The 13,434-nt window shown below is 34.5% G+C and carries 9 protein-coding genes; 3 read left to right on the top strand and 6 right to left on the bottom strand.

Going from position 1 to position 13,434, the window contains the following annotated elements:
* Nucleotides 1-250: 250 nt before the first annotated feature.
* Nucleotides 251-997, top strand: a complete 747-nt coding sequence (locus tag ERL59_RS09980) for a CAP domain-containing protein (protein ID WP_160646062.1) — start codon at nt 251-253, stop codon at nt 995-997.
* A gap of 467 nt (nt 998-1,464) precedes the next feature.
* On the opposite strand, the gene hutH is transcribed toward ERL59_RS09980, so the two are convergent.
* From hutH to hutU, 5 genes are all read right to left on the bottom strand, one after another.
* Nucleotides 1,465-3,015: a histidine ammonia-lyase gene (hutH, locus tag ERL59_RS09985; RefSeq protein ID WP_160646063.1), complete on the bottom strand. Its 1,551-nt coding sequence runs from the start codon at nt 3,013-3,015 to the stop codon at nt 1,465-1,467.
* 256 nt (nt 3,016-3,271) lie between these two features.
* A complete protein-coding gene (hutP, locus tag ERL59_RS09990) occupies nt 3,272-3,700 on the bottom strand; it encodes a hut operon transcriptional regulator HutP (RefSeq protein WP_160646064.1) in 429 nt (142 codons plus the stop codon).
* A gap of 130 nt (nt 3,701-3,830) precedes the next feature.
* A complete protein-coding gene (hutG, locus tag ERL59_RS09995; RefSeq protein ID WP_328699930.1) occupies nt 3,831-4,814 on the bottom strand; it encodes a formimidoylglutamase in 984 nt (327 codons plus the stop codon).
* On the bottom strand, nt 4,807-6,024 hold the full coding sequence (gene hutI, locus ERL59_RS10000) for an imidazolonepropionase (protein WP_235929855.1): 1,218 nt from the start codon (nt 6,022-6,024) through the stop codon (nt 4,807-4,809). The genes hutG and hutI overlap by 8 nt, the downstream gene beginning before the upstream one ends.
* 57 nt (nt 6,025-6,081) lie before the next feature.
* Nucleotides 6,082-7,749 (bottom strand): urocanate hydratase, encoded by a 1,668-nt coding sequence (hutU, locus tag ERL59_RS10005; RefSeq protein ID WP_160646067.1) that lies wholly within the window; start codon nt 7,747-7,749, stop codon nt 6,082-6,084.
* A gap of 496 nt (nt 7,750-8,245) precedes the next feature.
* Here hutU and ERL59_RS10010 point away from each other — a divergent pair, with 496 nt between their 5' ends.
* Nucleotides 8,246-8,749, top strand: coding sequence for a matrixin family metalloprotease (locus ERL59_RS10010; protein ID WP_160646068.1), 504 nt, complete (start codon nt 8,246-8,248; stop codon nt 8,747-8,749).
* A gap of 25 nt (nt 8,750-8,774) precedes the next feature.
* Complete coding sequence (locus ERL59_RS10015; protein WP_160646069.1) at nt 8,775-9,377, top strand: hypothetical protein; 603 nt, start codon at nt 8,775-8,777, stop codon at nt 9,375-9,377.
* 110 nt (nt 9,378-9,487) lie between these two features.
* On the opposite strand, the gene ERL59_RS10020 is transcribed toward ERL59_RS10015, so the two are convergent.
* Nucleotides 9,488-13,360 (bottom strand): amino acid adenylation domain-containing protein, encoded by a 3,873-nt coding sequence (locus ERL59_RS10020; RefSeq protein WP_328699931.1) that lies wholly within the window; start codon nt 13,358-13,360, stop codon nt 9,488-9,490.
* Between the last annotated feature and the right edge of the window lie 74 nt (nt 13,361-13,434).

The raw sequence follows: 13,434 nt of genomic DNA on the forward strand, positions 1-13,434 counted from the left end.
ATGTCAACCCTGAATTTCTACCAATAGTTTCATATATTATATGATTTTGGTTGGAAATCGCTTGCATTAGATAATAATTTGATAGCTTGCTAACCATTGATATATTAACGTTTGCTAAGAATATATAGAATATAGTATAACTGACTAATTTCGATGATGGAAGATTCCTCCTCTAATACCCTCAAAAACCTATGTTATAGTATAGGTGCAAGAGAAAAAAACAAACCAAAACCAGGGGGAATTTATCATCATGAAAAAAGGAATGTTTCTATCTATTGCAGCTGCAACAGCACTATTTGTTTCTTCATTAGGAATCAATTCTGCAGATGCTAGTCAGGTTCAAGTTAAAACTTATAAGGTGAGTTATCAGTTCAATCAAGAAGATATCAATAAAATGGTAGAGAGCTTACTTGCTCAAGTAGGTAGTCAATATCAAATTGATATCAATAAATTGTTAGAACAGATTGACCTAGGAAAAAATACTAAGGTTGTAAAAAAGCCACAAGTTGTTTCTAAACCAAACAATCCAACACCAGCGCAACCGGCAAAACCAACACCACCGCCTAGCAACAATGAATCAACAACTGAGAAGGAACCTACTAAAGAAGAATCTTCTAAGTTAAGTGCGTATGAACAAGAAGTAGTAGATTTAACAAATGCAGAACGTGCTAAAGAAGGATTGCCTGCATTAAAAGTGGATGAGAAGTTAAGTGAAGTTGCACGTATTAAGTCTGCCGACATGCAATCTAATAGATACTTTGATCATAACAGCCCAACTTATGGTTCACCATTTGATATGATGAAAAGCTTTGGAGTATCTTACAGATCTGCAGGAGAAAACATCGCTTATGGTCAAAAAACACCACAAGAAGTAGTAACTGCTTGGATGAATAGTAAAGGTCATCGTGATAATATTATGAATTCTAGCTATACTCATATTGGTGTTGGCTATGTGGAACAAGGTAATTATTGGACTCAAATGTTCATTGGTAAATAAAAAATAATACAAATATTAATTGCATGATCACGGCATGGGCCTGATTTTTCGAAGGATAGAAATCGGACTCATGATGTGAATTTTAGGTCACCGAAAGGTGACCTTTTTGACTTTTCCTTACAAAAATATAATTTCCCATGCAATGGTTTTATATTCATAAATTCAAATTTTCTAAGAATATATTATCTCTTTAACTGAGTAATCATTTTCTGTATATAAAAAATTATACATTTTATACATATATAAAGGGTTACAAAAAAGTTACATTTTATATAACGAACAAGGAGTATAGCGCATTAAACTCCTTGTGCAAAATGTTAGACAGTATCTTCAGGAAGTCTCTACTTTAAGTAAGGTTAGAGGAGATTCAATACTGAACAGATTTTAAGGGCTGTATGAACAGCCCTATGAGGAACAAGATAAAAAATTTTGTTGAGATTATTTATGATTTGCTTTAAAAGTACTATCTAAGATAAGTTTAGTGCATTTATTTTTAATTTAGGATCAGATTTATTGTCATCTTGATCGATAATAGTATTCATATCATTAGCTAACCACTTAGCTACTTCTTCAATATCTTTTGAAAATGCTCTGTCTTGCAAGATTGGAGGAGTCATTTTTCTTCCTTTTTCTAAAATGGAACGCGTATAGTTAGCCATCTTTTGTTTTCCTCTTAACTCACAAGCTTGCATAGCACAAATAGCTTCGATAGCCATGACTTTCCTTACATTTTGAATAATTTGATATGCATGTCTTGATCCAATGGTTCCCATACTAACATGATCTTCTTGATTCGCTGAAGATGGAATAGAATCCACACTTGCCGGATGTGCAAGGGTTTTGTTTTCAGAGACAAGTGAAGCTGCACAATATTGCATGATCATCGCTCCAGATTGCAGTCCAGGTTCAGGGCTTAAAAATGGAGGCAAATCATTTAATTGTGGATTGACAAGACGTTCAATTCTTCTTTCTGAGATGTTTGCAATTTCAGCCATGGCAATCCCTAAAAAGTCCATGGCAAATGCAATCGGTTGCCCGTGGAAATTACCTCCTGATAGAACCTTTTCTCCATCGTCAAAAATAAGTGGATTATCGGTTACTGCATTCATTTCAATCTCAAGTTTTTCTTTTACATAGTTTAGGGTTTGCCAAGTTGCACCATGAACTTGTGGAATGCAGCGAAGTGAGTAAGCATCTTGTACCCGCAACTCACCTTGTTTAGTAACTAATTGACTACCTGTTAGGTATTTTCTAATACGTTTTGCCACTTCAACTTGTTCGTTATAACCACGTGCAACATGTATATCTTCATCCATGGCATCTATGACACCTTGCAAAGCTTCAAAGGTTAATGCAGCGATTTGATCAGCCTGTAGAGCTAAATCTTCAGCTTCTATATAGGCAAGTATACCCATGGCGGTCATCGCTTGTGTACCATTTATAAGAGCTAAACCTTCTTTTGCTGATAATGTGATGGGGGCAATATTTTCATAGTTTAATGCACTCAAGGCTTCCATTTGTTTTCCATTATAAAAGACCTCACCTTCTCCAACCAATGCAAGCGCGAGGTGTGAAAGTGGGGCTAGGTCACCACTTGCTCCCAATGAACCTTGCTGAGGAATGACAGGATGAATCTGTGCATTAACGAGTTGTATCAATCTCTCAATGACAACTGGACGAACACCAGAAAATCCTTTTAATAAGGCGTTTGCACGTAATAAAATCATCATTCGACTCACTTTTTCTGGAAAAGGTTCACCTACACCACATGCGTGAGAACGAATTAAATTTAGCTGTAGTTTTTCAACATCCTCTTTTTGGATAAGGACATCACTAAATTTACCAAATCCAGTAGTAATTCCATAAACAACTCTTTCTTCTTTCACGATCTTTTCTACTGCTTTACGACTTTCTTTTACCTTTTCCATACTTTTATCTGAAGCCATTACTTTATCATTTGTATATAAAACTTTTTTCATTTCTTTGATTGTTAATGAATTTCCTGTTAGTGTAATCAAAACGATCTCCTCCTCACTATTTTAGATCTCAGGTTTTTTTCATTTCGCTTTACTCAAGTAAAGGAGAATGAAAAAAGGGCTATATCATGAAATCAATCTGATTTCAAAAATATAGCCCCCTAATCACTGTACACATCTATGGGCAAACGATTGTATTTTTATACATGCTTCACTTTTTGGGGTTTTATTATGTTCCGGGCCCCGCAAAAGTATTAGGAATTATCTTTCGAAGTTTTACTTCACTTTTGTGGGTAAATTAGATATGATTAATTCCTAATCCCATTGTTTCATGCTCGAGTCCCTTAATCGGAGCCCCTATAGTACCATATAATGCTACAGCAATCCATTCTCCCTCTTGTTGTTTTTCATAAGGGTTTCCTCTAACGATGGAAAACCGTAATCCTACAGTTCTGAGCACTGATCCGATTGATAATTGACCTCGAGTGATCCCATGTAAAGCTTCAATAATTGCATGATATAAAGCATGTGTTTCTCGATAAATATCACCATCAACGATGCCATTGTTTTTCGCGGCAGTTTCTATAGCTGCAATAATTTTTTGTGAGTCCATTGTTCCTACTTTTCCTTTGCAGCTTTTCCAACAATCAGGCATGTTGCATTCATCCTCTGAGAGTAGCAGTAGCATAGCATGTTTACCAATTCGATGGTCTGATTGTAAAGACATCTTATCTCAACTTTCAGTTTATTGATTTTTTTCTCTAATGACTATTCACTATTATTATTGTATGAGTTTGATTATGATGGTGTCAAATTTATTTTTATAAGTTAGGTTTTTAACTACTTTTAAGTAGTGTTTACTTTGTGAATTGATTTATGTGTTTTTTATTTTTGTTGGATTTACTTAGTAAAAAAGAAAGAATGACATGTACAGCAACACGACTAGTCATATCTCGAAAATCTAAAGTAGGATCAATTTCAACGATATCCATACCTTGAACAAGATTTTCTTCACCAAGCAATTGAATGGCTTCTAGCAGGGTATAGCTGTCCATGCCTCCTGGTCCAATGGCTGGACAACCTGGAGCAAAAGTTTGATCTAATACATCCATATCCACAGAAATGTATATGATATCTACTTTATTTTTCAATTGTTCAATACTGTCATTGATAATCGCTTGAATGGATTGGTTTCGAACATCCTTCATCGTGTATATGGTGACCCCTTGTTTTTCTGCATACTCACGATACACCTGACTATTAGAGAAATTACGAATACCTATTTGAACTAACTGGTCTCCCTTGATTACACCTGATTCAATTAAACTTCGAAATGGAGTTCCATTCGACGGTCCACCATCCTTAAGATTTCTTAAATCATGATGTGCATCAAATTGAATGATTCCCACTTTGCCTTTCACTTTTGAAAACCCTTCAATACTTGGATAACTAACGGAATGATCTCCGCCTAGCAAAATCGGTATCATTTGTGGATTTGTTGTGCACAACTCTTCCATTGTTTTTTTAATTCTGTTTTGAGATTGGATAAGATCAGTAACATGCATATAAATATCCCCACAATCCACAATGGTGTTGTTTAAATTAATATTTTCATCAATTGCATAGGTTGTGTAAGACTGTAATAAATTGCGAATCACATTGGGGGTAAAAGAGGCACCTGAATGACTAATGGACGGTTTAGAAAGAGGAGCACCAATGAGTGCTGCCCCTTCAATTTGTTTTCCATTCCAATGCTCTAATAAATCCGCTGCTTTTTTAATGTGACGATCCGTAAATTTTGAGCTCCCTGCTTTTTTTAAATATTCAAATTGTTCAGTCACACAAATTCCTTCTTTCGTATACCATTTTTCCATTTTTAAATACACGTTGGACATGGTTTACACCATAATGATATGGAACATAATGATAATTTGTTGCGTCCCAAAGCACAATATCTGCTTGACGTCCAACTATAAGTTTTCCTGCTTTGTTTCCTCGGTTAATCGCATAAGCGGCGTTTGTTGTAACTGCATTCCATATTTCTTCTGGTGTCATTTTTAGCTTTAACATGGCAAGGTTCATAATGAATTGAATGTTTTCAGTTGGAGAACTACCTGGATTGAAATCCGTTGATATCGTTACAGCTCCTCCTTGATCAATCATATCCCTTGCGCGTGCAAATTGTTCTTTTCCTAAATAGAATGTTGTACCTGGAAGTAATACAGCAATAGTGTTTGATGCAGCTAATTTTTCAATTCCATAATCAGAGGCTCCAACTAAATGCTCAGCAGAGATGGCATCTACTTCTACGGCCATTTCCGTACCTCCAAGCGGATCTATTTCATCAGCATGGATTTTGACTTGAAAGCCTGCATCCTTCGCTTTTAGTAAAAATTGTTTTGATTGTTCTACTGTAAATACGCCTGTTTCACAAAAAATATCAACAAATTCAGCTAATTGCTGTTCTTTGATTAACGGCAATAAATTCAACATTTCTAGTAAGAATGCATCAGGATTTTGTTTGTATTCCTCTGGAATTGCATGTGCACCTAAAAAGGTTGGGACAAGGTCCATATCATGTTGTTTATGCAGTTCTTTGATTACTTTTAATTGTTTTAACTCTGTTTCTTTATCTAAGCCGTAACCACTTTTTGCTTCTAATGTTGTAATCCCGTAGGAAAATAATCTATCTAGGTGAAATAGCCCTTTATCTATAAGGGATTGCTCAGAGGCATTACGGGTTTCTCTTACCGTAGATAATATCCCTCCACCTTGCTTTAAAATATCTAAATAGGAAACCCCTTGTTGTTTTAATGAAATTTCATGTTCACGTGAACCGCCAAATACGAGATGAGTATGTGGATCCACTAAACCAGGAGTGACTAACTTTCCATCACAGTTGATCACTTCTTTAGCTAAAATAGATTTGGCTTCGTCACTACTTCCAATAAAGGAGATTTCTCCATCTGTAATGGCAATAGCCCCATTTTCAATGAGGGGGAGTTTGTTCATTTCCTCCCCTCTTTTTGCTCTATTCAATCCATCATCCATCGTTAATAATTGCCCAATATTTGTGAGCAATAAATCTGCATTGTTGATCAATGGTTTTCACTCCTCTTTTTGTAACATAGGTAGATGAACATCTTTTTCCTTTGCTGTTTTGATGGCTAAGTCATAACCAGCGTCTGCATGTCTAGCAATCCCCATTCCAGGATCTGAGGTAAGTACACGTTCTAATCTCGCCTCAGCTTCTTTCGTTCCGTCCGCCACAATAACCATACCTGCATGAATAGAATAACCCATGCCTACACCACCGCCATGATGAACAGATACCCAGCTGGCTCCATTTACACCATTAATCATTGCATTTAAAATGGGCCAATCTGCGACAGCATCACTTCCGTCTTTCATGTCTTCCGTTTCACGATTAGGTGAAGCAACAGAACCGCAATCCAAATGATCTCTACCGATCACGATAGGTGCAGATAATTCACCAGATGCAACCATGTCATTTATAATTTTTCCAAATTTTGCTCTTTCCCCATAACCAAACCAGCAAATGCGAGAAGGAAGTCCTTGGAAGGCGACTTTTTCTCGAGCCATTTTGATCCATTTACATAAATGTTCGTTTTCTTTAAATTCTTTTAAAATCACTTCATCAAGCTTATAAATATCTTCTGGATCACCAGATAATGCAGCCCAACGGAAAGGACCTTTACCTTCACAAAACTGTGGACGAATAAATGCAGGTACAAACCCTGGAAAGGCAAAAGCATTTTCGAATCCTTCGTCATATGCAACTTGACGAATATTGTTGCCATAATCAAATACGATAGCACCTTTTTCTTGTAGTTGTACCATCGCTTCTACGTGTTTTTTAATACTAGACTTAGCTAGTTTGATATAATGATTAGGATCTTCTTGACGAAGTTTCTCTCCTTGTTCAAGCGACATTCCTTCTGGTAAGTACCCGTTTAAAGGATCGTGAGATGATGTTTGATCAGTCACTAAATCAGGGATGAACCCCTGTTCTAACATTTCTGGTAAGATCTCAGATGCGTTGCCTAATAGACCAATGGATAAAGGTTTCTTTTTTTGTTTTGCATCTAATGCTAGTTCAACTGCTTCGTCTAACGACTCTACCATGACATCGCAATATTTTGTTTCTATACGACGTTGGATTCTAGTTTTGTCTACTTCAATCGCTATGACAACACCATCATTCATAGTTACTGCTAATGGCTGCGCACCCCCCATACCTCCTAAACCAGCTGTTACTGTAATAGTGCCTTTTAATGAATTTTGGAAGTGTTGTTTAGCAGCCTCTGCAAACGTTTCATACGTCCCTTGTAAAATGCCTTGAGTCCCAATATAAATCCAGCTTCCCGCTGTCATTTGTCCGTACATCATTAATCCTTTTTGATCGAGCTCTCGAAAATGTTCCCAGTTTGCCCAAGCGGGTACAAGGTTGGAATTTGCGATTAATACACGAGGTGCATTTTCATGTGATTTGAATACCGCTACTGGTTTTCCTGATTGAACTAATAGTGTTTCATCGTTTTCGAGTTTTTGTAAAGTTTCAACAATTTTATGATAACTTTCCCAATTTCTCGCTGCTTTACCTATACCCCCGTATACTACAAGTTCTTCAGGTTTTTCAGCGACTTCAGGATCTAGATTATTCATTAACATTCGAAGTGCAGCTTCTTGAATCCAACCTTTAGTATTTAACTGATTGCCTCTTGGAGCACGTATGGATTGATGTGTTTTTGACATAAAATATCATCCTTTCATTTTCTTATTGGCGTTTTCATTATACATTTATCGTACAGAATAACCAAAAAACTGGGAAGGATTAATCTACAGATTGATGTGGGGAAATTGCGGTTAAATCACAAAAATAGTCCAGAAAATTAAACTATTTTAGATTATTTTTAGATATCTTAATTATTTTTATATTTCAATAAAAGAGAAGACATCAGTATTTCACAACTATTTTCAAAAAAATCTTTATCATTCATATTGGATTAAGAAGTTTAGCTTGTTCATAAATGTATGTTTACGCTAAACTATTGATTTATATTCATAAGTTAATAAATACATATATCCATTATAAAGTAATTTATGGTAAAATTTATAATAAGTAAATATGTAATTACAGACTTTCATTTTTTAAAATTTTAATAGAGATGGGAGGGTTGATAAATTACCAAATCAAAAGTGATTTGTTTTTAGAATTAAAATCTAAATTAGAAGGAAGGGAAATTTTGTTATGGTAAGATTAAAAAGGTTGATGAAAACGACAGGCATTATCGTCATTGCACTTCTATTATCTTTATCATTTACTACTTCTAGTCAAGCTGCACTTTTAGGATGGGATTTGGTTGATAACAATAAACACTTAGATTGGAATAGCGATAGTAAATATATTTCAAGTATAAATGATGCTATGAATTTATGGGAAAGTTATAAATCTGGAATTATTAGACCTGACACGGCTTCAGAAAGAGAAGATGTATTTTTAACTGATTATAATCAAGTTAGTTCTACAATTGCAAGTACTAGCTCTAATGGCATTATTAGATTTAATGATTATCATTACACTGACATGTCGAATGGTGAAAGACTCAAAACGACTACACATGAGTTTGGTCACGCTTTAGGTCTAGCTCATACTTTTGGTAAAAGAGATATTATGAGACAAGGAAAAGTTTCTATTACAAAATTGTCTTCTACTGATAAGAGATCATATGATGATGCTTACTTAACATATTAAAATATGAAAGGAAGTGTAATGATTTATGAGAAAGATTTTATTCGTTTTACTACTTATACCAACGTTAATTTTAAGCGCATGTTATAGCTCAAATGAAGCCAGTATAAATGATTTACCAGTAACTAAATTAACAGGTTCTTTTAGTATAGACGTTAACGATTTAACTCAAATTGTAGGTGATGCTGATTATGTATTTGTTGCTGAAGTTACGGACGAAGTTGAAACTTTATACAAACATCCAGTAACTATTGAGACAGAGAATGGGCCTAAGGAAGTTAGTGATCCATATACTAAATACGCTATTCAAGTTGTTGATAATATAAAAGGTAAGTTAAAGAATAATAAGAAATTTGACATCTTAAAAGCAGGAGGCATAAGTCAGGATAAAGAATCCATTGTATTGTATGAAAATGATGAATTATTACAAGTTGGCAAGTACTATATCTTGGCAGCTTATGCTCAACCAGACGGTTCTCTTTTAGTATCTGGCCCTAACTCAAGCTCAGCTTTAACTGAAATGGGCAAAAGTAAAATCGTTTCATCAAAAGAATATAAAGAGTATAAAGAAGCTTTTAAAAACGAAATGAAAAGTGAAAGAAAGAGATTTAAATCTTCACACGAAATGTAAAATATGGATTGAACCAATTTATTAGTGCGAGGGCAAAACCAAGCAGCCAAGGACTTTTTCAAGAAAGCTTGGCTGCTTTCATTATGGTGTTTTATCATATCTAAATATTACTACGTGTTCAAATTTAACGCCCTATCATCATTTTTACTCTTTTTTACTTTAGGAAAATAACCTATTGACACTGCATAATCGATCAATTTGTAGAAAAACTCCCTATTTGGCTCGTGACAATCGATATTACTCTCACTGCTAATAAATTTATAATTAGAATCTTTTGCTCCATCACCTTCTAATTGAGCCATAGCAAGTTGAAGCCCTTGTTGATCTTTTTCTTCTCCATTAAATAACCATCTAGAATACTCTTCTCTATCCAATAATTGAATATTGTAACCGTAATCTACTAAGTATTCTACCATCTGATTATAAGTGATTTGTATAGGATTGCAGACGTGGAGCAGTTTATTAATTGATACGCCCTTCTCTATAGATTTAACAATATATTTACTGGCATAATCTATGGGCGTGAGATCAACATACCATTTGGCTTTTGGTGCTTTACTTAATAACATCATTGCCTTTAACATCCTATAAAATGCATTATTATTGATATTCAACTGGAATTTCCCATTTATTGAGTTACCCACCAAATTGCCCATACGGTAAATCGCACTTGGTATGTTATTGCTTCGCATATTCACTTGTAACTCTGATTGTAATTTGCTATTTGTGTAGACATTCTCTAGTGCTATTGCAGGATCATATGGGAATAGTTTATATCTACCACTCAAAGCTAGATCTTCAGGAATACCTAAAGTAGAGATATAATGAAATTGAATATTTGGTGATAATTGTATTAAATCTAACAGCATGACAGTGCTCATTACATTTGCTTTATTGAAATGCTCACGATCCCCATGATGTTTTACTTCTGCACCACAATGTACCACGTTATTTATTATCTTCTGCAAATCAGCATATTCTATTTCATTTAGTGCTAATTGGGGCTTAGATAGGTCTCCCTTTATGATTTGAATTCTCTGTATATCATGATTAGTTATATCATCGAAGTATGAATTCAATACTGAGATCAAACGACCCTTATCTCCATCCCTTAACAAGCAGTATAATCTAGCTCTAGTATTTTTTAGGAAATTGTACAGTATATGTGAGCCTAAATAACCAGTGGCTCCTGTGAGTAAGATATCTTGAGTTGTTACTCCCTCTAGAGATATATTTTCCCCTCGTAATGTTTCTGGATAGGGTTTCAAATGCCTTATTTCCTTATCATATTGATCTAGTTGAATTTCCCCGTTTCTAGTCTCTTCTATTCTTTTTGATAATTTTTGTATAGTAGGATATTGATAAAAGTCACTTATCTTGATGTTAGGATAATCAGGTTTCAATATGACTAAGATCTGCATAATAGAAAGTGAATCTCCACCTATTTCGAAAAAATGATCCGTGATACTAATATCTTCAATATCGAGAATATTTCTCCAAGCACCCCATACCTTCTTTTCAATGTTTGTGGTTGGAGCAACCATATCTTTATTATCTTCTAAATAATCATGAAAATCGATCGAATTTAATACCTTCCTATCTATTTTTCCAGTTGGCGATATGGGTATTTCTTCTAGATAACAAATATGATGAGGAATCATATACTGCGGAATTGAATTAGACAAGAATTCCTTTAATTTGGAAACCAATATAGGTATTTTATTTGTAGTAGTATAATAGGCTACCAATATTTTTCCTTTGTTCCCATTGGACTTGGCGATCACAGCTATATCTTGTACCTTTTCATGTCTAGATATACTATCTTCTATTTCTCCTATTTCTACTCTAAAACCTCTAATTTTGATTTGTGAATCCTTCCTAGATATATACTCGATATTACCTCCAGGAAGCAACCGGCCAATATCCCCGGTTCTATAAAATCGTTTATCGGACAAGGGATCAAAAGGATCAATTATAAATGCCTCTTTTGTTTTTTCAGGTTGATTTAGGTAACCATTTGCCACACCCACAGATTTAATTAAAATTTCCCCAGGAACGTATAATGGGCAGGGCTGACTATGTTCATTAACAATATACATCTCGTAATTCTTATATGGTCTACCTATTGGAACTATTGATAACCCCCTAATAGTATCCTTTCTAACTTCAAAAGAGGAAGTTACTGCTGTACATTCTGTTGGTCCATACAGATTTACGATCCTTATATCTGGACCGAATTTATTCATAAATGATTTCGCTATTTCGCTAGTTAATGCTTCTCCCCCAGTACTAATAGTGCGAACTGATTTAAATTTGGCTACACCAGAATCAGATAGATGGGTAGCTAGTTGGTTAAAGAAAATAGTAGGTATTAAAGGAATACAGGTAATACTCATTCTATCTACGATATTAGCAAATGCCTCAATAGATATACGTTCCTCATCGTTTATTAAATGCAAATGTGCTCCGCAGTAGAATGCACCAAACATTTCATATATGGAAGCATCAAAGCTAAAACTTGCAAATTGTAAAAGTATATCCGATGATGTTATATCAAAAGTATCTCTAATAGATGGACAAAGGTTCATTAATCCCTTGTGTCTAATCAACGTACCTTTCGGTTTACCTGTAGAACCAGATGTATAGATCACATAGGCTACATCATTCGGGTTTCCTATGTATTCAATGGCTGTAGGATTAGTGTTGGCGCAGTCTTCATAATACAGTACCTGTTGCGTACCGTTCTTAAACATATTCCTAACTAAAGTGGCGTATTCATAAGTTGTAATCACATAATTAGAGTTAGAGTCTGATATGATATATAGATTTCTGTCTTTAGGATGTTTTGGGTCTAAAGGAACATAAATCGCTCCGATCCTCATGACTGCCATGAGACTGATTACGGTCTCAACACTTCTTCCCATCAAAATAGAGACAAAATCTCCCTTTCGAATACTTCGCTTAATGAGAGTATTAGCTACTTTATTTATTTGTATATCTAATTCTCTATACGAGTATTGGATACCATCTGCAGAAAGGGCTATGTCGAGTGGATAATTTCTCACAGTATGATTAAACATATCAATAATGGTCTTGAAATTGTCTATATCTGTTTCCGTATTATTCATTTCCTCGTATGTCTGCTTATCCTCTTCTAGTAAGATTTCTATATCTCCAATTGCAGTAGTAGGATGACTTAACAATTCTACTAATAATTTTTCATAATGCCTAACTAGTTTGTACATAGATCTACTATTTACAAAACTTTCATTGTAATTCATATTTACCATAATATATTTACCAATTGAAACAGACCAATCCATTTTGGTGCAAAACATAGTCTCATCTACATTAAATGAAGAGTGTATATTAAAATCCCGCAAGTGTTTAACTGAGTATATACTCTCACTATCTTTGACTTGTTTTAGTTTACTAGCTACTCCGATTATAAATTGATGGAAATTAAGGTTACTATTGATCTTTATTCTTACGGGTAATAAATTGCTTTTCCCATTTACTCCTACTACGATGTCTTTTTCATCTGACATTCGATATAATAGTATATAATAAGCTGACAAGAAGACTTCATTAATGTTTAAATCTAATTTATCACAATAATTGTATATTAATTTCTCTTTTTCCTCTAAAATTCTTGATTTAGACGATACGATTGAAACCCAATTATTGAGGCTCTTTTTACTATCTATGATTAATTCAAAATGTGATGGTATGTCAGCTAACTCCTGCTCCCAGTAATCTCTAGTTGTGCCCATGCCATCCTCCTTTCTAAACTTTTCAAATCTATGCCATATTTTACTATACAAGAATGTGTAAGCGCAATCAGGAATTAGATTAGAAACTGCTAAACGTAGATTGTGAAGGCTATTGTAGGTTCTGGTGCAAACTAATTTATAAAAAGCGCCCAGAAAAAAGACAACCTTAGAAGTAAGGTTGCCTTTTGCAGATTCTTTATGAATAATCATAACAGGAACTTCAAAATGATCTTTAGTTATTTGTTCATACTATAATTAAGTGAATATGATTTTCAATACCTCTT

It is taken from the genome of Chengkuizengella marina, from assembly GCF_009910845.1.
Taxonomy (GTDB): Bacteria; Bacillota; Bacilli; order Paenibacillales; family KCTC-33759; genus Chengkuizengella; species Chengkuizengella marina.